This window comes from Streptosporangium album, assembly GCF_014203795.1.
Lineage (GTDB): Bacteria > Actinomycetota > Actinomycetes > Streptosporangiales > Streptosporangiaceae > Streptosporangium > Streptosporangium album.
In genome coordinates this window covers 362,718-382,993 of record NZ_JACHJU010000005.1, presented here as the reverse complement: position 1 = coordinate 382,993, position 20,276 = coordinate 362,718, and the positions used below count along the sequence as shown (strand labels likewise).

At 68.7% G+C, this 20,276-nt stretch carries 23 protein-coding genes and 1 pseudogene; 10 read left to right on the top strand and 14 right to left on the bottom strand.

The genetic code is table 11. The features are described 5' to 3' along the window. Positions 1 to 11: 11 nt before the first annotated feature. Genes FHR32_RS38240 through FHR32_RS38230 form a run of 3 tightly spaced genes read right to left on the bottom strand, consistent with a single transcriptional unit; the run spans position 12 to position 2,507 of the window. Positions 12 to 803 carry an ABC transporter permease gene (locus tag FHR32_RS38240; protein WP_246468414.1) on the bottom strand — a complete coding sequence of 264 codons (792 nt, stop codon included), beginning with the start codon at positions 801 to 803 and terminating at the stop codon, positions 12 to 14. 23 nt (positions 804 to 826) lie between these two features. Beyond that, positions 827 to 1,570, bottom strand: a complete 744-nt coding sequence (locus FHR32_RS38235; protein WP_312882894.1) for an ABC transporter permease — start codon at positions 1,568 to 1,570, stop codon at positions 827 to 829. A 16-nt stretch (positions 1,571 to 1,586) separates the two neighbouring features. After that, a complete protein-coding gene (locus tag FHR32_RS38230; RefSeq protein WP_184759334.1) occupies positions 1,587 to 2,507 on the bottom strand; it encodes an ABC transporter ATP-binding protein in 921 nt (306 codons plus the stop codon). A 132-nt stretch (positions 2,508 to 2,639) separates the two neighbouring features. Between FHR32_RS38230 and FHR32_RS38225 the strand changes: the two genes are divergently transcribed. The 3 genes from FHR32_RS38225 to FHR32_RS38215 all read left to right on the top strand — a co-directional run bounded on the left by FHR32_RS38225 (position 2,640) and on the right by FHR32_RS38215 (position 4,104). Next, positions 2,640 to 3,191, top strand: a complete 552-nt coding sequence (locus FHR32_RS38225) for an NUDIX domain-containing protein (protein WP_184759333.1) — start codon at positions 2,640 to 2,642, stop codon at positions 3,189 to 3,191. A gap of 73 nt (positions 3,192 to 3,264) precedes the next feature. After that, positions 3,265 to 3,540, top strand: a complete 276-nt coding sequence (locus FHR32_RS38220) for a hypothetical protein (RefSeq protein WP_184759332.1) — start codon at positions 3,265 to 3,267, stop codon at positions 3,538 to 3,540. Between the two features lie 84 nt (positions 3,541 to 3,624). After that, positions 3,625 to 4,104: an SRPBCC family protein gene (locus FHR32_RS38215; RefSeq protein ID WP_184759331.1), complete on the top strand. Its 480-nt coding sequence runs from the start codon at positions 3,625 to 3,627 to the stop codon at positions 4,102 to 4,104. On the opposite strand, the gene FHR32_RS38210 is transcribed toward FHR32_RS38215, so the two are convergent. From FHR32_RS38210 to FHR32_RS38190, 5 genes are all read right to left on the bottom strand, one after another. Continuing rightward, complete coding sequence (locus FHR32_RS38210) at positions 4,050 to 5,072, bottom strand: tyrosine-type recombinase/integrase (protein WP_376773448.1); 1,023 nt, start codon at positions 5,070 to 5,072, stop codon at positions 4,050 to 4,052. The two genes, FHR32_RS38215 and FHR32_RS38210, sit on opposite strands and share 55 nt — an antisense overlap. Positions 5,073 to 5,918: 846 nt before the next feature. Further along, on the bottom strand, positions 5,919 to 6,269 hold the full coding sequence (locus FHR32_RS38205; RefSeq protein ID WP_184759330.1) for a hypothetical protein: 351 nt from the start codon (positions 6,267 to 6,269) through the stop codon (positions 5,919 to 5,921). Between the two features lie 139 nt (positions 6,270 to 6,408). After that, complete coding sequence (locus FHR32_RS47555; RefSeq protein WP_221466783.1) at positions 6,409 to 6,711, bottom strand: group II intron maturase-specific domain-containing protein; 303 nt, start codon at positions 6,709 to 6,711, stop codon at positions 6,409 to 6,411. Between the two features lie 1,172 nt (positions 6,712 to 7,883). Continuing rightward, complete coding sequence (locus FHR32_RS38195) at positions 7,884 to 8,732, bottom strand: ATP-binding protein (RefSeq protein WP_184759329.1); 849 nt, start codon at positions 8,730 to 8,732, stop codon at positions 7,884 to 7,886. Beyond that, a complete protein-coding gene (locus tag FHR32_RS38190; RefSeq protein ID WP_184759328.1) occupies positions 8,729 to 9,385 on the bottom strand; it encodes a response regulator transcription factor in 657 nt (218 codons plus the stop codon). Before FHR32_RS38190 ends, FHR32_RS38195 begins: the two co-directional genes overlap by 4 nt. Positions 9,386 to 9,441: 56 nt before the next feature. On the opposite strand from FHR32_RS38190, the gene FHR32_RS38185 reads away from it, so the two are divergent. Together FHR32_RS38185 and FHR32_RS38180 are read left to right on the top strand one after the other, a co-directional pair. Further along, the gene (locus FHR32_RS38185) at positions 9,442 to 10,821 is read left to right on the top strand and encodes a S41 family peptidase (RefSeq protein ID WP_184759327.1); all 1,380 of its coding nucleotides are present in this window, start codon (positions 9,442 to 9,444) and stop codon (positions 10,819 to 10,821) included. A 360-nt stretch (positions 10,822 to 11,181) separates the two neighbouring features. Next, a complete protein-coding gene (locus tag FHR32_RS38180) occupies positions 11,182 to 11,379 on the top strand; it encodes a hypothetical protein (protein ID WP_184759326.1) in 198 nt (65 codons plus the stop codon). Here the strand turns inward: FHR32_RS38180 and FHR32_RS38175 are convergent. Next, positions 11,372 to 11,716: a DUF5335 family protein gene (locus FHR32_RS38175; RefSeq protein WP_184759325.1), complete on the bottom strand. Its 345-nt coding sequence runs from the start codon at positions 11,714 to 11,716 to the stop codon at positions 11,372 to 11,374. The two genes, FHR32_RS38180 and FHR32_RS38175, sit on opposite strands and share 8 nt — an antisense overlap. Positions 11,717 to 12,076: 360 nt before the next feature. On the opposite strand from FHR32_RS38175, the gene FHR32_RS38170 reads away from it, so the two are divergent. Then, complete coding sequence (locus FHR32_RS38170) at positions 12,077 to 12,553, top strand: hypothetical protein (RefSeq protein WP_246468413.1); 477 nt, start codon at positions 12,077 to 12,079, stop codon at positions 12,551 to 12,553. A 55-nt stretch (positions 12,554 to 12,608) separates the two neighbouring features. On the opposite strand, the gene FHR32_RS38165 is transcribed toward FHR32_RS38170, so the two are convergent. Next, the gene (locus FHR32_RS38165; RefSeq protein WP_184759324.1) at positions 12,609 to 13,064 is read right to left on the bottom strand and encodes a hypothetical protein; all 456 of its coding nucleotides are present in this window, start codon (positions 13,062 to 13,064) and stop codon (positions 12,609 to 12,611) included. A 233-nt stretch (positions 13,065 to 13,297) separates the two neighbouring features. Between FHR32_RS38165 and FHR32_RS38160 the strand changes: the two genes are divergently transcribed. Next, positions 13,298 to 14,401, top strand: a complete 1,104-nt coding sequence (locus FHR32_RS38160) for a tyrosine-type recombinase/integrase (RefSeq protein ID WP_184759323.1) — start codon at positions 13,298 to 13,300, stop codon at positions 14,399 to 14,401. Between the two features lie 90 nt (positions 14,402 to 14,491). Here the strand turns inward: FHR32_RS38160 and FHR32_RS38155 are convergent, their stop codons facing one another. Next, positions 14,492 to 14,746: a helix-turn-helix domain-containing protein gene (locus FHR32_RS38155; protein ID WP_184759322.1), complete on the bottom strand. Its 255-nt coding sequence runs from the start codon at positions 14,744 to 14,746 to the stop codon at positions 14,492 to 14,494. A 63-nt stretch (positions 14,747 to 14,809) separates the two neighbouring features. Here FHR32_RS38155 and FHR32_RS38150 point away from each other — a divergent pair, with 63 nt between their 5' ends. From FHR32_RS38150 to FHR32_RS38140, 3 genes and pseudogenes are all read left to right on the top strand, one after another. Next, on the top strand, positions 14,810 to 15,562 hold the full coding sequence (locus FHR32_RS38150; RefSeq protein ID WP_184759321.1) for a type I methionyl aminopeptidase: 753 nt from the start codon (positions 14,810 to 14,812) through the stop codon (positions 15,560 to 15,562). 10 nt (positions 15,563 to 15,572) lie between these two features. Continuing rightward, a pseudogene (locus FHR32_RS38145) lies at positions 15,573 to 16,168 on the top strand (alpha-ketoglutarate-dependent dioxygenase AlkB family protein). A 181-nt stretch (positions 16,169 to 16,349) separates the two neighbouring features. Further along, a complete protein-coding gene (locus tag FHR32_RS38140) occupies positions 16,350 to 16,655 on the top strand; it encodes a DUF3817 domain-containing protein (RefSeq protein ID WP_184759320.1) in 306 nt (101 codons plus the stop codon). A gap of 36 nt (positions 16,656 to 16,691) precedes the next feature. On the opposite strand, the gene FHR32_RS38135 is transcribed toward FHR32_RS38140, so the two are convergent. The 3 genes from FHR32_RS38135 to purB form a co-directional block, all read right to left on the bottom strand. Further along, positions 16,692 to 17,738 (bottom strand): DUF4037 domain-containing protein, encoded by a 1,047-nt coding sequence (locus FHR32_RS38135; RefSeq protein ID WP_221466782.1) that lies wholly within the window; start codon positions 17,736 to 17,738, stop codon positions 16,692 to 16,694. Positions 17,739 to 17,809: 71 nt separating this feature from the next. Further along, entirely contained in the window at positions 17,810 to 18,556 is a 747-nt protein-coding gene (locus FHR32_RS38130; RefSeq protein ID WP_221466781.1) for a GNAT family N-acetyltransferase, read from the bottom strand. Between the two features lie 2 nt (positions 18,557 to 18,558). Further along, on the bottom strand, positions 18,559 to 19,989 hold the full coding sequence (gene purB / locus FHR32_RS38125) for an adenylosuccinate lyase (RefSeq protein WP_184759319.1): 1,431 nt from the start codon (positions 19,987 to 19,989) through the stop codon (positions 18,559 to 18,561). Positions 19,990 to 20,276 lie beyond the last annotated feature (287 nt).

The following is a 20,276-nucleotide window of genomic DNA, read 5'->3' as shown; positions in this document are numbered from 1 at the left end:
ACCCGGAGACGTCACTGGCACAACGTCCGCTGAATACGCCGCGCGGCGAACGCCAGCCCCGCGACCGTCATCACCAGCAGATACCCCGCATGCCCCAGCAGGCCCCAACCCAGCTCACCGAGCGCCAGCCCCCGCACCAGCTCCACCGCGTGATACAGCGGAGTCAGCCCCACCAAGATCTCCACCACCAGCGGATAGTCCTGCACCGGGGAGAACGTCCCCGAAAACAAGAACAACGCGAACTGCCCCGTGGTCAACAGGTCGAAATCCTGCCAGCCCCGCATCAGCGTGCTGATCGCCATCCCGACCCCGCCGAACGCCAACCCCACCAGCAACGTCGCGGGAAACGCCGCCAGCGCCCACCCCACGCTCGTCAGACCCAGCGCCACCATCACCACCAGGAACGCGCCCGTGTAAACACAACTGCGCACCATCGCCCACGCCAGCTCGCCCAGCGCGATCTCAAACGGCCGGACCGGCGTCGCCAAGATCGCATCGAAGGTCTTGGCGTACTTCATCTTGAAGAAGAAGTTGAACGTCGTCTCCGACAACGCCCCCGACATCGCCGACACAGCCAGCATCGCCGGAGCCACGAACACCGCGTAATCCACCACCCGGCCGCCCGGCAACCTCAAGTCGCCGACCAGCGCCCCCACACCCACACCGATCGACAGCAGATACAGCACCGGCTCGAAGAAACCCGACACCAGCACCAGCCAGTAGGACGGCCCCGAACGCAACGCCCCCACATTGCGGTTGACCACCGCACCCACCCGGGAGGGAGAAATCCGGGCCACCAGCATCGCAGAAACCATGCCCCTAGCCCCTAATCCTGAAGCCGCTTACCGAACGCGGCATACGCCCACCACAGCCCGGCCGCCGAACACACCACCAGATACCCCACATGCGCCCACACCGGCCACGGGGGAGCCACCCCCAACGTCGCGGCCCGGCTCAGCTCCACCCCGTGCCACAGCGGCGAGACATACGCCAGCGGACGCACCAGGTCAGGCAACTGCGCCACCGGGAAGAACACCCCCGCGAACAGCGTCGAAGGGATCATCACGAACCGAAACAGCAACGCGAAGTAACTGTCATGCTCGATGCTCGCCGCGAACGCCGTCACCGGAGCCGCCGCAGACAGCGCCACCAGCGCCGCGACCACCGGCGTCAACACCGCCCAGGCCGAATGCAACGCACCGAACAACCCCGTGATCCCCAGAAACACGATCGCCGCGATCTCCACCCGCAACAACACGTACAGCAACCGGCCCACGACCATGTCGCCGATCCCGACCGGAGTGGCACGCATCGCGTGATACGACCGCACCCACTTGAAATCACCCAGCACCGAATACGTCGACTCACCGATCGCCATCTGAAACGCCGTCGAGGCCATCACCCCCGGCACGATCCACGCCAGATAGTCCACCCCGCCGATCTCACCGACGTAACCGCCGACCCCGATCCCGATACTGATCAAAAACAGCACCGGCAAGACGAACGAGGAGAACACCGACGCCCGCCACAACCGCCGATACAGAACAAGATGCCGCTCCAGCACCGCCACCGTCGGATGAGCCATCTCAGTCCACCAACGTCCGGCCGGTCAGCTGCAGGAACACATCCTCCAACGACGAACGGCGCACCAGCACACTGGAAGGAGCCAGCCCCCGCCGATGCACCTCCGCCACCGCCGCGTCCCCGTCGTCGGCATACAGCAAGATCCGATCCGGCAGCGGATCGACCCGCCCGATCCCCTCCAGCTTGCCCGCGTAATCCACCTCATCGGCGAACCGCAACTCCACCACCTCAGGAGTGGAATACGTTGTGATCAGCGACCGCGGCGACCCCTCCGCCACGATCCGCCCGCCGTCCATCACCACCAGCCGATCACACAACTGCTCGGCCTCGTCCATGTAATGCGTCGTCAACACCAGCGTCGTGCCCCGCTGCTTGAGCCGGAACAACCGCTCCCACAACAGATGCCGCGCCTGCGGGTCCAACCCCGTCGTCGGCTCGTCCAACAGCACCAGATCCGGGTCGTTCACCATCGCCCGCGCGATCGTCAACCGCCGCTTCATCCCCCCCGACAGCGGCTCCACCTGACTGTCGGCCTTCTCCTGCAGCTGCGCGAACTCCAGCAACTCCGCGGCCCGCCGCCGCGACTCCGCCTTCGACAACCCGAAATACCGGGCATAAGTCGTCAGATTCTCCCGAACACTCAGATCCGGATCCAGATTGTCCAACTGCGGGCACACCCCCAGCCGCGCCCGGATCCGCGACCCCTCCCGCACCGGATCCATGCCCAAGATGCGCAACTCACCAGAGGTCGGCATCGACACACAACTGATCATGCGCATCGTCGAGGACTTCCCCGCCCCATTGGGCCCCAGAAACCCGAACGCCTCGCCCGGCGCCACCTCCAGATCGATCCCGTCGACCGCGGTGAAGTCACCGAAACGTTTGATCAGACCACGCGCGTGGATGAGAGGTTGTTCAGACACGCCCTGGACCGTAACAGAGAACCACGACAGTTCCGCAAAGGATTATCCCGACCCCATCGACCCCCGACACCGCAGACAGCCAGGGACCGACAGCTCGTGAAGACAACCCCGCCACCACTAGGCTCCTGCGCCATGACCAGCCCACAAGAACCCACGATCCACACCCTCGACTCCACCGTCATCTACACCAACACCTGGCTCACCCTGCGTGAAGACCACATCCAACGCCCCGACGGCTCCCACGGCATCTACAGCTTCCTCGACAAACCCGACTTCGCCCTGATCATCCCCATGGAGAACGACGGCTTCCACCTCGTCGAGGAATACCGCTACCCCATCAGCCGGCGCACCTGGAGCTTCCCCCAGGGCGGCGTCCCCGACAGTCCCTCACCCCACGCCACCGCCCACACCGAACTCGCCGAGGAGACCGGCCTCACCGCCGCCCACATGACCGCCCTCGGCCACCTCGACAACGCCCACGGCATCACCAACCAGCGCCTCAACGTCTTCCTCGCCACCGGCCTGACCCCCGGCACCCCCCACCGCGAACCCACCGAACAAGACATGCGCCAGAACTGGTTCCCCCGAACCGACCTGGAACAGATGATCCTCAACGGCGCCGTCACCGACAGCTGCTCAATCGCCGCCTACACCCTCCTCCTCCTCCTCAACCCACCCCGATAAAACCCCACAACAACCGCCGGACATCACACCCTCCCATCCGCCACACAACCACCAGCGGCGCTACGCTCACCCCATGTCAAACCCGATCGTCCTCCTCCTGACGGCGATCACCACAACAGTGATCATCAGCCTCATCGTGCTCACCGTACGGATCACCCAGCACCCCCGAAACACCCTCCTCGGCGGCGGCATCACCCCCGAACTCATCGAACAGATCCTCCACCTCAAAACCACAGACCAGTTCGACCAAGCCGTCTTCCTCGTACGCGGCCAGACCGGCATGAGCCACCGCACCGCCGCCCGCTTCGTCAGAAAAACCCGCCCACCACAGCAGCAGCCCCCGCACTGACCTGCACACTCATGGATGGACCAGCCCCAACCCGGGTAGGTGATCACTCACGCACCACCCGGACCGCACAACAGCGAGGACCCCATGAGTGAACACGAACGCTCCCGCACCATGCCCGCCCCACCCGAACTCGTCTTCGACCAAGCCCGCGACCTCGACCGGCTCGACCACTGGCTCCCACAAGACCTCCACGTACGGCCCGACACCCCGCCCGCCGTAACCGTCCACGAAGACCACACCGGCCAAGACGCCCGCGCCCTCATGCAGGCCGACCCCGACCACCTCCGCATCGAATGGGGGACCCGCGACACCGGCCGCTACGCCGGCTGGCTCCAAGTCACCGACAGCGGCACCGGAACAAGCGAGGTCACCATCCACCTGTCCTTCTCCGACCACGACCACACCCCACCCGGCGACGAGATCGACCGCACCCTCGAAGAAAGCCTCACCCGCCTGGCCGAAGAAGTACGGCTACGCACCGACACCGCCACCGGCCGACCCTCCCACGATCACCCCGAAACCCCCTCGCCACCCTCGGCACGCAACCGATCCAACACCCCATAAGCCGGATTACCCCGCGCCGCCCGGCGCACCTCACGGGCAGTCGACGCGACATAAGCCTGACCGGTGACAATCGAAGAATGGCCGAGCAACTCCATCAACTCATGAGCCGAAGCCCCCCGCTCGGCCAACCGGGTAGCGAACTCGTGCCGCAACGCATGCACCAAAGTGCCCTTCTGCACCCGGTCATGGACCCCCGCATACCGGTAACACTGACGGACCAGATACTGAAGCCCACCACGCCGCAACGGCTCGTTACGCCCATCGACGAGCAACGCGGCCGAACGGGGGAGTACACCAAGCCCGAAACGCCGCAGCCGACTGTCCACATACCGCTCGATCACAAACTCCACCGGCGGCTCGATGGGCAGCGAACGAGCCCTGCCCCCCTTACCCACCACCTGAATACGCCGCTCACCGGAGCAGCCACCGATCGACCCCACGGTCATCCCCAGCAACTCCGCCGACCGCATACCCGTGACCAGCGCCAGCGCCACAACCACAAGATCACGCTCCACCCACGGATCACGGGCCTTACGGGCCCCGGCCGCGATCCGCTCCAGCAAGGTGACCGCGGCGCTCCCATCACCCAAAAGAGGCTTGGGAGCCTTGGCCGGCTGCTTGGGCCGGGGGACCGCCGCCATGGGATTACCCTCCAGCAACCCCTCGGCCACACAGAAACCAAACAACTGATTCCATGCGCTCCACGCCCGGTTGACACTGGCCGCCGAACGCGGATCGGCGAACTCGGCGAACGCGCACCTGACGAGACGCCCGCTGAGATGCCGGACCTCCAGCTCCTCCACCACCACACCCGCCGCACCCGCGGCGATCTCCGCGACGATCCTCAGATCGCTTTCGTAGCCACGGATCGTGTGCGCAGACAGCTTCTTGGCCCGCAACCACGCCAGAAAACCTTCAGCGGCCTCCGGAAAGCGCATGAGCACCAACGGTTCACGCTCGCCCATCATCACCTCCGCACGCGCCGAACCGGCTCCGCCCCCGACCAGCCCGAGCACCCGGCGGACCCACAGGCGGCTCGATCCTACGCCCGCGATCTCCAGAGCACAGCCCCACCACGCGACGACAGAAGCCCAGGTCCGACCCGAAAAACAGCCAGAACGGAGTCACGATCAGAGACGCAGACGCTCCCGCGACCACAAATGCTGTATAAGTAAAATTATGCAGCAAACAACAGGATGAGCAGGGAAAACGCCTAAAAGCAACAACCGTCCTGGCCTCCCGCACGCGCAACCTCGCACGCGCAACCATCGCGCGGCATGCCCGACACCATGAGCCGACGGCGCGACGGCACACAGGCCGGCCGGTGCCGTCGCACGGCCGCCACACGACGGCTCATTGCCGATCGCCATTGAATGATCTTGACGGGAACCGGCCGACACCAAGAGACCCGTGGCGCTTCGGCGAACCCTTCCGAAGAGATCGCTTTGCTCGGCGCCTCGCCGGCGGGCGCCCGCCGCCCTCACGGCTCCAGGTCGGCGCGGAGCGGCGAATCCCGGCCTCCACCCCTCCCCTCAAATGCAGTTTCTTCCCATACCGGACAGAAGCTGAATTCTGTCCGGTATAACTTTAGTGTCCGATTCCGGCGGCTAAGGTGCGTTGTCCTGTCCCACGGAACCTGGCCCCTGTCTCGTTAAACGAGCAACCCGCCCCCGCCGCCAGCGCAGCCGCTGGCGGCGACGGCCTCGACAGCACCGACCCCCGCAAGCTCATCGCGCTGCGCGGCCGCATCCACGCCGCCGCCCGCACCGCCGCCGAAGGACGAGCGACCACCTACCACGCCACCGAGGCCACCATCACCATCGGCATCCGCCGCCCGCACCGCCGCCGACCGCATCAACCAGCTCCACCAAGCCCTGGCCAAGCTCATCACCAAACACGGCTGGACCACCCGAGACCAGCCCCGCTGACCTCGGTCCATGCTCTCTACGACGGTGGCCACACATCTGAAGCGCCTGGTCGTCATCTGGCTCCAGCTCGACCCTGAACCCCGCCTTGCGCAGCGCCGCCTCGTACTGCGGCAGCTCGGCTGCGGCTTGCTCGGGGTCGCCAGCGCAGGCGACCAGGAACGGGTTCACCCCACCGCCGCTCTCGACGGCGAACCCACCGCCCACACCGAACTCCTTGCGCCCCGCCTTGCGCAACACATCGCGGATGCGTTTGGCGTCGCGGTCTCGTACGGTCCACAGCGGAGGCGGCCGGTCGGGCCGCCCCGGGCGTTTCAGCCCGGGGCTCCCACAGAACCGTGCGTAACAATCTCTCGTTACACGGCTCTTGTCGTTCTGGTCACCAGGCTGTTGGGACCACGTTCACCCAGATCCAGTGGGCGAAGAGCCTCGGTCGTGCCTTCACAACCATTCCCCACTGAGCTTGAGCTTTCTTACGACCCCTGAGCCGTTTGTACTTGTTGCGTGACCACCGCATCAGATAGGCATTGATACGGGCCGGGAAGGGATACAGCGCGGAGCGGTAAAATGCTCCGTAATACTGCATCCACCCCCGCACGATCGGGTTTATCCGACGTGCGAGGTCGTGTTCGGATGATCCTGTTCGATGGTGAAGCCGCCAGGCTCGCACCGTCGCACTCATTCGTTTCAAGGCATCCTTGCTTACCGCTGGGTTGAAGCCACAGCGCATCTTTCCGGTTTTCGTCCGCACCCCCGAGGCCGGAAGGTAAATCCCAGGAACGTGAACGACGTGCGCTCATACGAGCCGCGCCGCCTGTCGTCCTTGCAATAAACGATCCGGGTCTTGTCTGGGTGCAACTGAAGCCCGACCTCGGCCATCCGGTCCGCAATTGCCGCCAGCACGCCTTGATCACAATCGGTCTTCAGCCAACGCAGCATGAGGTGGTTTGAAGCCTCCCCCCGCAGGGCGACTCCGAAGGGCCAAACCTTCATCGTTCGAGCAGCATCGCTCCAGATCATTCGCCTACATCGAACTCTCCTTCACGTTCAGGACACACGAATACGCCAGAAAGGGGCCGCGAACTGCTGTAGTCGCAGATCAGCGGGTTGGCGGTGGGAGCGGGTCATTGTTGGAGGTGATGTCGGCGGAGGTTTCTGGGTTGAGGACTCGGCGGACAGCTGTTGGCGCTGAGAATGTCCTTGATGAAGAGCGACCGTCCCTGTGAGGTGGGGTGCTCCAGGTCAGCGGGCGCGGCGCCGTTGGCTGGGGTCTGCTTCGGCAGTGATGCGCGCGGAGGTCTCTTCGCTCAGCCGCACGTAGCGGCCGAGGCTGGCCAGGTGCTGGTGGCGGCTCTTGGCCTGCATCACCGCCGAGCACGACCCCGCCGCCCGCCGCCGACCCCGCTGATCCGGTCCAGATGTCCCGCTGATGGTGCAGGCAGCCTGCGCGAAGGGGATTTCCGCAACGCCCTGTCAGGCGTTCTTGACGCCGGTTGGCCTGTAAACCTTGACGAGCGCGACAAAGTCGGTCCGCTTGTTGGCCAGCTGGTACAGGATCTTGTCCTTTGACTCTAGGACGAGCTGCTGGGTGAACGGTGAATCTGCCGGCGGGCATCGGCTCGCGTCAGGCGTGGTGCCGGTGGCCGGCGACCAGACGGGATGCTTGGCGAAACAGACTTGCCTGTTCCGGACGATGTGCTCCGTTTCTTGCTTGACTGATCACCCCACATTATTGATCACTAACCGCAATCACAAGAATGCATAAAGCAGCATTGCTGATAGGCGGCGAGGGTTGAGATCGAGTCAGGTACCACGCTCACCCTGCCCGATCATCATCAGGCTCGCGCTCGGGGGTCAGCACTGGCTACTGTCGTCCGTGGCAGGCACCGCATCCTCAGATCCCGTGAAAACCACGACGAGCTCCAACCCGCCGTCCGGGTTGGGGTTCGCTCGCACGTCGGCCCCGTGAGCCTTCGCGATCGACGCGACGATCGACAACCCGAGCCCGGCGCCCTGTCCACGGGTCGTGTGCAGCCGCCGGAAGGGCTTGAAGAGGTCGCCGAAACGTTCCTGGGGCACGTGCGGGCCGGTGTTACGGACCGTCAGAACTCCACGGGAGAGCGTTACCTCAACGGTGTGGAGCAGGAGCGTGCCGCGGATCTCGCCGACGTCCTCGGGGAGCCCGATCTCGATCGCCGCCCGCTGGACGGCCAGCGGGGTCCGCAGCTCGTGGGAGGCGTTCGCGATGAACCGCCGCTGCCCCTCGATGGAGCGTTCGAGCCGGTCGAGCATCGCATCGAAGGTGTCGGCCAGTTCCTTCAGCTCGTCCTTCGGTCCGGTCAGCGCGATCCGTTCGTGCAGGGTCGACAGCGACAGCCGCTGCGCGGTGGCGGTGATGCGGTGGATGGGCCGCAGGATCCGCCCGGCGACCAGCCATCCGACGACCAACGAGACCAGCGCCAGGATCCCGACCGTCACCGCGGTCACCTCCCACTGGTAGCCGATCACGTCGTTCACCAGCTCGGGCAGCTGCGGCAGCGGCGGCGGCCGATCGCCCGGCGCCACCGCTCCCCCGGGCAGCCGGGCGATCCGCGCCTCCAGCGCCCGGCGCAGCAGGAGGTTGACTGTGACCAGCAACACGACCGAGGTCAGCAGGAACAGTCCGGAGTAGATCAGCGTGAGCCGTACCCGGATCGTCGTCACAGCAGGTATCCCGCACCGGGAACCGTCTGAATGCACGGCGGGGCGCCCAGCTTGGCCCGTAGGCGGCTGACCAGGACCCGCACCACCGTCGTGAACGGATCGGCGTTCTCGTCCCATGCCTCTTCAAGCAGCCGTTCGGAGCTCACGACCGCGCCGTCCGCCCTCATCAGCACCTCAAGGACGGCGAACTCCTTGAGTGACAGGTGCAGGTGCCGCCCGTCCCGCGAGGCTTGCAGCCGGTGCGTGTCGAGCACGATCCCGTGCCGTGTCAGCACCGGTGGTACCTGTGACTGGCTGCGCCGCCCCAGCGCCTGTACCCGTGCGACCTGCTCGGCGTAGTCGAACGGTTTGGGCAGGTAGTCGTCGGCCCCCATCCCGAGACCCGCGACTCGCTCCGGCACCGACGCCGCCGCCGTCATCATCATCAGGATCCTCGTACGGCTCCCGCGTGCCACCAGCTCACGGCACACGAGGTCGCCGTGCATCTCGGGCAGGTCCCGATCCAGCACGAGCACGTCGTAGTCGTGCACCGCCAGCCGCTCCACCGCGGCGGCCCCGTCATACACCACGTCGACGGCCATGGCATGGCGGCGCAACCCCACCGCCACGAGATCGGCCAGGTCGCGTTCGTCTTCGACCACCAAAACCCGCATCCGACGTTCATACCCGAACCGGGGTTTCAATGGCGTTAACGGATCCGTTCACGACCGTGCAACCCGCTTCAGGCCATGCTGACAGCCATGATCAGAGCCCTCTGCGCGGCCGTCCTGGTGACGGCCTGCTCCATGCCGGCACCCGCGTCCGCGCTCGCATCGGCCCCGACGCCCCAGCCGAAGCCGGCGTCCCCATCGGCCACCACCCCAGGCGGGGGCTGCACCGCCATCTCGGCGCCACCGCCGCAATCGGCACCGCCGACATCTGCGTGCTGGACAACTACTACAGCGGCCCGGTCATGGATTCGAAGGCGCTGCTGAAGAGCGCCTTCGCCGCCTACACCCAGAACCTGATGCGGCGCGGCGCCGACCGGGCCGACCTTCGGCTGCCCGCCCTGACCGGGAACCGCGACACCGACTGGGCCGCCTTCGCGAAAGTCCTCGGCGCCGGCGACCCCGCCGCCCTGCGCGCCGCGATCACCGGCATGGTCACCGGACTGCACGACAACCACGCCCGCTGGTTCAAGCCGACCCCGCCGCCTGAGGGCGGGCCAACCGGAACGGGCATCGTGGGCGCGTCGGCCCAGCAGGGATCGCAGCTCGACCCCGCGGCCCGGCCACCGATGTTCATCACCCGCGTCCTGCCCGGCAGCCCCGCCGCCAAGGCCGACATCAGAGCCGGTGACATCGTCGTCAAGGCCAACGGCGTGCCGGCGTTCATCGGGGACACCGTGAATCAGGGCATCCTCGACGCCTTCGCCTTCGCCTCCGGCACGGTACGGCTCACGCTCAAGCGTCCCACGACGGGACGGACCCGCATCGTCGAGCTCAGAGAGGGCCTTATCACGCGGCAGCCTCCGGCGGTGACGTCAAGGAAGCTCGCCGACGGCGTCGTGTACGTCCAACTGCCCGGATTCTACGAAGGCGCCGCCGACCAGGTCATCGCCAAGCTGCAGGACAATCCGAAGGCCGTGGTCCTCGACCTGCGCGGCAACGGCGGCGGGTCGCCTCGCGAGGTGACGCGGCTGCTCGGCGCGTTCGCGCACGGCAAGGTCACCAGTTACTTCTGCCCGCTCAAGGGCGAGTGCGTGCCCAACCGGACCGACGACAGCGTCCCGCTGCTCGGCTCGCGCCTGGTCGTCCTCACCGACCGCGGATGCGCCTCGGCCTGTGAGGACTTCAGCGCGGCGGTCAAGGACAACGGCCTGGGCACCCTCGTCGGGACCCGCACCGCTGGGGCCGTCTCCGGCCCCAGCGAGGGATACCTCCTCGACGACGGCAGCGTCTTGCTCTTGCCCAGGGTCCGGCACCTCGGGCCCGCCCGCGAAATCATCGACACGATCGGCGTGCCGGTCGACCACTACGCCCCTATGACCGCCCTCGACCTGGCCACCGGGCGCGATCCGGGCGTGGCCAAGGCGCTTGCGCTTCTTTGACGCGCTTGCCGCAACGGCCAACAGCGAGTCGCCGAGGTGGGTTGGCCAAGACCCGACCTGGCGGAGTTCCATCTCAAGCTGATCGCGGCCGCCTCGGCCGGGCTGGCCGACCCGCTCACCCCGGGGCCGGGGCGCGGCCACGGCCGGAGTCCGGGCGCTCAGCGCCTGGGCCTTCGGCGTGGGTGTCCACCGGCTGTTCCTGCACCACTCGACCAAGAATCCAGCGTGGTCAGTCAACCCCTCGAGGTCATGGCAGAGATCAAGCGGCACTTTGACCTGCTCAGCGCGGAGTTCGCCGGGGCGGACGGGTGCTTGGTGTTACCGCACGCGGCACTCCTGGCCTGCGGGAGCGCCTGACGATTGCGGACGGTTCGTCGGATTGCCCCGGCGGTCGCGGCGGTCGTTCCCTCCGAACGCACCTATCTGCTGTCGTTCGGCGGCCGGCAGGGCAACGCCTACCTGCACTGGCCCATCGCTCCCCTGCCGCCCGGAACTCCTTCCGATGTCTCCCGGGCGCAGGGCGGGCGTGGCTACGCCGAGGAGGCCGGGGTCAGGTGAAGGTCACGATCGTCTGCCCCCCCTCGGCGTCGAAGACGTCGAACACTCGCATCGTGCCCTGTTGCATGGTGTCGGCCAGGATTCTCTGCGGGTGGTCGATGGCGTGGCGCAGCACCACCGGATAGCGCCCGTCGCGGCCTCCCACCCCGACCGAGAACTGATCGTCCTTGGGGTCGTACTCCAGGTAGGCCAGCGGTAGTTTCTCGGCCTCCACCAGGTCTCCGAAGTCCTTGCTCATCACTTCGATCGTCACCTCGGCGCCCTCGTAGTTGCGCGTTATGTTCTCGAAGAACTCACGCCACTCCTCACGTGTAAGTTCCGACCGTTGCTGGTTCATGTCATGGCCTCCTCCCGGCCACAGCCCGCAGGCCGCGTCGTCACCATGCTTGACGATCGCGAGACTGTTCCACATCACCCGATCGAGTAGGAATCCCCCTGTCGGGGCGGTGGGATTCCGAACGCCATATGGCCCGGGTGGTTCTCGACTTTGGCCGTGTCGCCGTGCTCGGGATAGGTTGCCGGACCGGCCGCTGAGGCGGGTCGCCGGAAGACGCGGGCCGACCATCGCGATCATTGCTGCCCGGTGTCGGGCTGGTTGTGGCTCCGCTGTCTGTGGTGGGGCGGCGGCGCGCCGTGTGAAAACGTGCCGGCGGAGATTGTCGGTGGGGCATTCTACGATGAGCCGACTCGTGGAGGGATGCCGCCGATGCTGGATTCGATGATAGTGCCGCTGCTGGTCACCACCGATCTGCCGCCGGAGACGGATCTGGCTGGGTTTGGGCGGCTGGTGGCCGACGCGGTGCGTCTGGTCCGGCACGGTGAGACGTCTTACGCGGGGTGTTTGCACGGTGGGGTGTTCTGGCTGGATCGGCCTCGTATGCCTCCGGGTGGGGGCGGTCTCTCGGTGCCGACGGCCGATGAGCTGCGATTCGCCGCGTTGATTGGTTATCTGTCGATTTCGGGTCCGCGGAGGGCGCCCAGGGAGGTGGTCTCCGATGCGCGTGAGGCGATCACGCGGGTCGTTGCCGTCTCGTATGGCGAGCTGGGGAGTCCTGCGGCGGTGATGGCGATCAGGGCGGAGGATGTGCGGGAGAGGACTCCTCCGACGGCGCTGCGGGTCAGGACCGCCGGTGCCGATGCCGGATTGGTCGCGGTGGCCCGCTCTTACGTGTAGGTGCGCGCGCGTGCCGGGAGTGGGCGGCTTGGGGATTTTGGTGCCGGGTCGGGGGTCATGCCTGAATGGATTCGACGAAACGCTGGGCCTCGGGTTCGCTCATGCCGGTTTCGCCGCGTACCAGCAGGACGGCTTGTCCGTCGCGGCCGGCGTTTTTGAGCAGGCGTACCCGGGTGGCCAGGTCGGCGCCGTGGCCGAGGGGCGGTGGCGTCGCGGTGGCGTTGTGGCTGGGCAGGGGTGGTCGGGGTGCTCTTCCGGCGCGTAGGTCGTCTATGTGTCTTTTGGCGCTTTTGAGGTCGAGGCCGGTCTGGTCGCGGAGGAGTTTGATCGCGGCAACGGGCTTGTTGGCGGCGATCAGAGCGGTGAGGTGGTGCTGTAATTCCGCGGGGTCAAGCCGTTGCGGGGGTGGCGGGGCCGGTGAGCCGCGCCGTACCAGTGTGATCGTCACGGCGATCAGACCGGCGGCCAGTGCGAGCAGGATCAGTAGTTCTGTGGGCCCGATGTTCGGCATGGGGTGATCGTAGGCTTCTGGGGCGGTGGCCACCATTGGTCGCCGGTGGGTTGTTGACGCCGGCCCCGGGGGTGGCAGGTGAGAGGCGGGGTGAGTCCGAGCGCGCTGCGGGCAGAGGGCGGGCGCCTTCCCGTGGGGGCTCTTGGGCTCGGCGGGCGGGCGCGTTGTTGTCGGTGCGGGCCGCTACGGTCGGCACGACGGCTGAGAAGCTCGAGGAAGGGTGTCCCCCGAACATGCGGCCAGCGGATCTGAATCGTCTCACCGTGCAGGAGTCGGCCGACCGGTATGTGGAACTGGTCCGGGCCAAGATGCTGACCGGCGCGCTGTCGTCGGCGACGGCGGAGGTCTACGCCCGCGATGTGGCGACGTTCGTACGGCTGGCGGGTGAGCGGCGGGTTCTGGACGATCTGACGGGTGAGGACGTGGATGCGATCTTGCTGGCTTTCGCGCGTAAGCCCGATGGGCGGCGGGCCGAGCCGGTGGCCGGTGGCGTGCAGTCGGCCTCTTCGCAGGCGCGTTTTCGCCGGTCGCTGTCGGCGTTGTTCAAGCATGCGGTGCTGACGGGCTGGGTGCAGATCAATCCGATGGCGCTGGCGACGGTGACGGCCAAGGAGCGAGGGGGGTTGCGGCCGCAGCGCCGGGCGCTGACCCGGGAGCAGGCTCAGGGGTTGATCGGTGCGGCGCGTGAACTGAGCGACGGGGACAGCGGCGGCGGTGAGGTCGCGGGGACGGTGGCCGGGGCGGGTGATTCCGCTGTCGCGGGTGGGGCGGTCCACCGGCGGCGTCGGCGGCGTGATCAGCGCACCGAGTTGCGCGACGCGTTGATCGTGCTGCTGTTGTCGACGATGGGGCCGCGCGTTTCGGAGCTGGTGCGGGCGAATGTCGAGGATTTCTACACCAATGACGGGGTGCGGTACTGGCGGATCTTCGGTAAGGGCGGTAAGACGCGGGATGTGCCGCTGCCCGGTGATGTGGCGCGCGTGCTGGAGGCCTATCTGGAGCGGGGCCGGGCGGAGGCGGCGAAGGAGGGGGCGGACAAGGCGCTGTTGCTGTCGTGGCGGGGCGGGCGTCTGGCGCGGGGGGATGTGCAGGCGGTGATCGACCGGGTGCAGCGGCAGGTGGATCCCGATCGGCGGCGTTCGGTGACGCCGCATGGCCTGCGGCATACCACTGCCACTCACCTGCTGGCCGACGCGGTGGACATGGACGCGGTGCGGCGGGTGCTGGGGCACAGTGATCTGGCGACGCTGGGCCGCTACCGTGACGAGCTGCCCGGGGAGTTGGAGGTGGCGATGCGGGCTCATCCGCTGCTTCGGGGGCCTTCAGGGAGCCGGTGAGGTCGTCGGCCGTGTGCGGGCGGCGCGGCGGGCGTGTGTCGTCGGGGCGGTTGTTTCTCCCCTGCTCCCCCGGTTCATGGGTGGGCTGCTTCAGGCGGCGCGTTCGGCGGCGGCCACCTCGGCCAGGACGTCCAGGGAGATGCCCAGGGCGTGGGCGAGGGCGGCGATGGTGAAGAAGGCGGGGGTCGGGATCCGGCCTGTCTCGATCTTGCGGAGGGTTTCGGCCGAGAGCCCGGCGGCGGCGGCCACCTCGGCCATGCTGCGGGGGCCGCGTGCCTGGCGCAGGAGGGCGCCGAGGCGGTGGCCGCGTTCGTGGTCGAGCGGAGTCAGTGGAGGTCGCACCATGTCGACCACCCTAGCAACCGTGATAACAATACCGGTATAAGTATTGGAGAGCGGAGGGGTCACATGGTGGAGATCAAAACCGCGGCCGAACTGGACGCGATGCGTGAGGCCGGCCGGGTGGTGGCCGAGGCGCTGGCCGCGGTACGCGCCCATGCGACCACGGGGGTCAGCCTGCTGGAACTGAACGAGGTCGCCGAGACGGTCATCCGCGAGGCGGGAGCCAAACCGGCGTTCCCGCACTACAAGCCCGCCTTCGCGCCGACGCCGTTTCCCGCGGTGATCTGCACGTCGGTCAACGAGGTGATCGTGCACGGCATCCCCGGCACCTACCGGCTGCGCGCGCAGGACCTGCTGAGCGTCGACTGCGGCGCCTACCTCGACGGCTGGGCCGGTGACGCGGCGGTCAGCTTCACCGTCGGCCCGGCCCACCCGGCCGACCTGCGGCTGATCGACGCGGCCGACGCCGCACTGCGGGCCGGGATCGCCGCGTGCGTGCCGGGCGGGCGGCTGGGCGACATCGGTCACGCCGTGGCGCGGGCCGGCCGCGAAGCCGGATACGGAATCCCCGACGACTTCGGCGGGCACGGCATCGGCCGGGCCATGCACGAGCCGGTGACCCGCGCGAGGTCGCCCGGCAGGGCGGCCACGTCGCGGGCCACCACGACCCGGCGAGCGCCTTCGCGCATCAGCCGCACCTCCACCGCCGGCAGCCCGGCCGTCAGCAGCCGCTCCAGGGTGGCCAGGGTGTGGCGGCGACGCACGAGCTCGGCCTCTCCCCCGGTGGGAGAGTCCACACCCGGCGGGGCCGGCACCTAGAATCCGCCGCATGGACGCGCTGATCGCCCGCAGCCGCAGGCAGGTCGCCCCCGGGGCGGTTCACGTGCCCGACTGGCTGAGCGCCGCCCGGCAACGGGAACTGGTGGCCGCCTGCCGCCAGTGGGCATGCGGCGGATCCGGTTGCCCGCAGGTGGGCTGATGTCGGTGCGTACGGTGTGCCTGGGCCGTTACTGGCGGCCCTACCGCTACACCGACGAACCGGTCCAGCCACTGCCGGGCTGGCTGGCGGAGCTGGGCCGCGCGGCGGTCGCACAGACGCTCGGCGGCCCGTACGACCCGGACGTCGCGCTGGTCAACTTCTACGACGACGCGGCCACGATGGGCATGCACCAGGACGCCGACGAGCGCGGCTCGGCGCCGGTGGTCTCCTTGAGCCTGGGGGACGCCTGCGTGTTCCGCTTCGGCAACCCCCACTCCCGCAGCCGGCCGTGGACCGATGTCCGGCTGGAGTCGGGCGATCTGTTCGTCTTCGGCGGGCCCTCCCGGTTGGCCTTCCACGGTGTGCGCCGGATCCTGCCCGGTACCGGCCCGCACGGCCTGCTCGCCGGGCGGCTCAACATCACCCTGCGCCGGTCGCGGCCGTAGCCGCGGCGTGGGGCCCGCCGGCCGGGCCACGGAGCCGGCCCGGGCTCTCAGGACCTCTGGGCGGACACGGACGCGCCTCGGTCGTGGCCCCGATCCCCGGCCGGAAGATCCCCGGCGCCGGGCATAGGCCGACGCCCTCTAGGCTGGAGGCGTTTTCCGGATCCGAGGAGAGGTGCCCGCTGTGCCGACCGCACTGCGTCTGTTCCGTTACGTGGCGATCGCCGAGGCGTGTTCCTGGGCGGGACTGCTCGTCGGCATGTTCTTCAAGTACATCGTGGAGTCCGGCGACCTCGGTGTGAAGGTCTTCGGCCCGATCCACGGGCTGCTGTTCGTGCTGTACGTGACCGGGGTGCTGGCCGCGGCCCGCACGGCCCGCTGGAGCCTGGGCACGATCGTGCTGGGTCTGGCATGCGCGGTGCCCCCGTTCACCTCGTTGTGGTTCGAGCGGCGCATGCTGGGCGGCGTCCGCGAGCCGGTCACCGTCTGAACCAGCCGTCTGAACCAGCCGCCGAACCGCCGCCGTCTACGACGCGTTCTGCGGCTCACCGGCCCACTCCCCCAGGACGGCCCGCGTCACCGCCCGGCACCGCCGAGGGCAGGTCAGCAGGTCGGTGCAGTCGCCGAACTGGTCGACCGAACCGACCGGCGGCAGCGCCCGCACCCTCGGATCGGCGATGGCGGCGCCGAGCGCGTCGGCGAACCGCTGGGCGCCGATGACCTGAAACGGCCGGTCGTGAAAACGCCGTGTCGTAGCCTGCAGCGGCTCGCTCAGACCGAGCCGGTTGTGCAGCGCGGCGACCCGCTCATAAGCACGGCCCAACTGCCGCTGCCGTTCGCGCCACTCACCCGCGGCGACCGCCCCCGCCAGGGCGTCCCCGAGCTCAGCCGTGCCCGTCAGGCGGGTGAAGGCGCTGCCCAGCCATTTGCCGTACGGCGGGTAGCGGCGGCGCATCAGCAGTACCAGCCGCATCAGGTCACGGGTCAGCCCGGCCGTCAGCACGGCCGAGCCGAGATCGTCGCCGACCTCCCCGCACCGGCCGGGGAAGGCCTCCCGCTGGGCCAGCCGCCTCCACTGGCAGGCCAGCACGTAACGCCACAGGTCACCCGGATACCAGCGCACAGCCGAACGGGCCGCCTCCAGCACTCCCAGCCCGTCGTGGAAGACCTCACCGGCGGTCACCTCGGCCAGCCGCTGCCAGGGCGTGGCCAGCCAGTCCACTACGGTGGCTCCCCGCAGCGGATCGAAACCGAGCCGCTCCTCGAACCAGGCGGCGGCATCGACGACCTCGACACCGTGCCCGGCGCCGAACACGGTCGGATAGCCCCCGAAGGTCTGCGGCAGGCCGGCGGCGACGACCTGCCGCAGCTGCCCGGCCGCCTCGGGCGCGACGAACAGCACCACCCGGGGCCCCCAGTCGTGATCGGTGGAACGTTCGGTGTCGAACGCCAACACCTCCGAGCCGGCGCCGATCAGCGCCGCACTGTGCGCGACATCGGCGACCATCGGCTGGACGACCCGCGCGTAGAAGGCACGTGACAGCTCCAGACCAGGCACAAAACTGGACATCATTCCGTCCACTTTGCCGGGCGTACCCGCCCCGCGCACCCGGTTTTCCCCCCGGCGGCCCGCCGGGGGGAAGGTCACCGGCTCACGACCGCCGCCGCCACCGGCCGCACCTTCATGCCCAGGCGTCCGTAGACGCCGATCGCGGCACGGTTGTCGGTGTCGACCATCAGCGCCACCCGCCCGTGCTCGGCGGCCAGCGCCGCGAAAACGAACCGGCACACCGCCTGCCCATACCCCCGGCCACGGGCGGCCGCGGCTGTGGCCACCCCGGCGACGAACCCCATCCGCGGGCACGACCACGCATCGGCGGCTGTGGCCACCAACTGCCCGCCGCTCTCCCGCAGCCCCGCCCACCGGCGGATCCACGGCAAGCCCGGCACGGCCCACGACGACGGCGACGCCTGCGCCAGCAGAGTGCCCACCTCGCCGTCCGCGCCCCGCAGCCACCCCGCCGCGACCACAGCACCCTCACGGTCGGCCGAAACAGGCGGCGGCCGGTCGGTGTCCATCCACTCGAACGTCTTCGGCGGCTCGACCTCACCCATCCGCCCGGCCAGCTCCTCCACCAGCGGCCGATCTCCCAGCAGCCGATACGACGGGCCCAGCTCCGGCAGCACCAGCCGTACCAGCCGCGTCACCTCGCGCGCGTCCCCTCGCACCGTCAGGCGGTCACGGCGGTTCAAGTCGGGGCTGGCCACGGCCACCGCCTCTCCCAGCGCCCACGCCCGCACCCCGGCGCGCATCCCCTGCGCCGCCCACACCAGCAACGGGTCGTCCTCGCAGGCGGCCACCACGTCATCGTCGCCGGTCAGCTCCACCACATTCACAAGATCGCCGCCGGCGTGTAAGCGGCCGCCGCCGGGTAGCGGGCGGTGACCTCACCGATGCGCGCCACGACCGCCTCGACCTGCTCGGCCGCCGCCCCGGTGAACACGATCCGCTGCGCCAGCAGTTCGGCCAGCGCCGCGCCGTCCAGCGGGAACCGCTCATCAGCGGCCAGCCGGGCCAGCAACTCGTTGCCGCCACCGCGCTCACGCATCGCCAGCGCCGCCGCGACCGCGTGCTCCTTGATCAGCTCGTGCGCGCTCTCGCGGCCCATACCGGCCCGCACCGCGGCCATCAGCATCTTCGTGGTCGCCAGGAACGGCAGATACCGATCCAGCTCCGCGGCGATGACCGCCGGGAACGCGCCGAACTCCGCCAGGACGGTCAGGGCCGTCTCCACCAGGCCGTCGAAGGCGAAGAACGCGTCCGGCAGCGCCACCCGCCGCACCACCGAGCAGGACACATCCCCCTCGTTCCACTGGTCGCCCGCCAGCTCACCGACCATGGAGGCATACCCCCGCAAGACCACCGTCAGCCCGTTGACCCGCTCGCACGAGCGGGTGTTCATCTTGTGCGGCATCGCCGACGACCCCACCTGCCCCTCGGCGAAGCCCTCGGTGACGAGCTCGTGCCCGGCCATCAGCCGGATCGTCTTGGCCAACGAGCAGGGAGCGGCGGCCAGCTGCACCAGCGCCGTGACCACCTCGTAGTCCAGCGACCGCGGATAAACCTGCCCGACGCTGGTCAACCGGTGCGCGAACCCCAGATGAGCCGCCACCGCCTCCTCCAGCCGCGCCAGAGCCGCCCGGTCACCGCCCAGCAGGTCCAGCATGTCCTGCGCGGTACCGACCGGCCCCTTGATTCCCCGCAGCGGGTAGCGGCCGATCAACTCCTCCAGCCGGGCGAAGGCCACCAGCAGCTCATCGGCGGCCGAGGCGAAACGCTTGCCCAGCGTGGTCGACTGCGCCGCCACGTTGTGCGACCGCCCCGCCATCACCGTGCCCGAATGCTCGGCGGCCAGCGCCCCCAGCCGGGCCAGCAGCGCCACACACCGCTCCCGCATCAGCAGCAGGCTGTCGCGGATCTGCAACTGCTCGACGTTCTCGGTCAGATCCCGCGACGTCATGCCCTTGTGCACCTGCTCATGCCCGGCCAGGGCGTTGAACTCCTCGATCCGGGCCTTCACATCATGGCGGGTGACGCGTTCGCGCTCAGCGATGGAGGCCAGGTCCACCTGCTCGACGACCTTCTCGTAGTCGGCCACCGCCCGCGCGGGAACCTCGACCCCCAGCTCCGCCTGCGCGGTCAGCACGGCCAGCCACAGGCGGCGCTCAGCTACCACCTTGTACTCGGGAGACCACAGACGGGCCAGCTCCGCCGAGGCGTAGCGGGTGGCCAGGACATTGGGGATACGCGGCTTGGCAGTCACGTTGCGTCAGTCTATTGGGCTCCGCCCACCACACCCACGCAGGGTCACCCCTGACCGTGCGCCGATGCGGCGGGAGGGCGGGCCGGTGAGGGGTTCAGCAAAGGCGCCGGGCAAGCGAGGCGACTGAACGATCGTGCGATGCCCCACGGCGCGTGAAATCAACGGGCAAGGGAGCGTCGCCAAAGGCGCGGAGAGCGTGGGCGAACACTGCTCCAGCTCCCGCAACGGCCGGTCGCCGTACGCGCGCCTCCGCGCTCGCACGGCGACCGGTACCGTCCAGCGCCGGA

What these genes read in the sequence shown, in the direction of transcription:
- FHR32_RS47555 (WP_221466783.1), bottom strand. Translation starts at nt 6,711, where the DNA reads ATGAGTGCGACGGTGCGAGCCTGGCGGCTTCACCATCGAACAGGATCA.
- FHR32_RS38220 (WP_184759332.1), top strand. Translation starts at nt 3,265, where the DNA reads ATGTCAAACCCGATCGTCCTCCTCCTGACGGCGATCACCACAACAGTG.
- FHR32_RS38225 (WP_184759333.1), top strand. Translation starts at nt 2,640, where the DNA reads ATGACCAGCCCACAAGAACCCACGATCCACACCCTCGACTCCACCGTC.
- FHR32_RS38215 (WP_184759331.1), top strand. Translation starts at nt 3,625, where the DNA reads ATGAGTGAACACGAACGCTCCCGCACCATGCCCGCCCCACCCGAACTC.
- FHR32_RS38175 (WP_184759325.1), bottom strand. Translation starts at nt 11,716, where the DNA reads ATGAACCAGCAACGGTCGGAACTTACACGTGAGGAGTGGCGTGAGTTC.
- FHR32_RS38165 (WP_184759324.1), bottom strand. Translation starts at nt 13,064, where the DNA reads ATGCCGAACATCGGGCCCACAGAACTACTGATCCTGCTCGCACTGGCC.
- FHR32_RS38240 (WP_246468414.1), bottom strand. Translation starts at nt 803, where the DNA reads ATGCTGGTGGCCCGGATTTCTCCCTCCCGGGTGGGTGCGGTGGTCAAC.
- FHR32_RS38160 (WP_184759323.1), top strand. Translation starts at nt 13,298, where the DNA reads ATGCGGCCAGCGGATCTGAATCGTCTCACCGTGCAGGAGTCGGCCGAC.
- FHR32_RS38155 (WP_184759322.1), bottom strand. Translation starts at nt 14,746, where the DNA reads ATGGTGCGACCTCCACTGACTCCGCTCGACCACGAACGCGGCCACCGC.
- FHR32_RS38135 (WP_221466782.1), bottom strand. Translation starts at nt 17,738, where the DNA reads ATGATGTCCAGTTTTGTGCCTGGTCTGGAGCTGTCACGTGCCTTCTAC.
- FHR32_RS38210 (WP_376773448.1), bottom strand. Translation starts at nt 5,072, where the DNA reads ATGATGGGCGAGCGTGAACCGTTGGTGCTCATGCGCTTTCCGGAGGCC.
- FHR32_RS38190 (WP_184759328.1), bottom strand. Translation starts at nt 9,385, where the DNA reads ATGCGGGTTTTGGTGGTCGAAGACGAACGCGACCTGGCCGATCTCGTG.
- FHR32_RS38150 (WP_184759321.1), top strand. Translation starts at nt 14,810, where the DNA reads ATGGTGGAGATCAAAACCGCGGCCGAACTGGACGCGATGCGTGAGGCC.
- FHR32_RS38170 (WP_246468413.1), top strand. Translation starts at nt 12,077, where the DNA reads ATGCCGCCGATGCTGGATTCGATGATAGTGCCGCTGCTGGTCACCACC.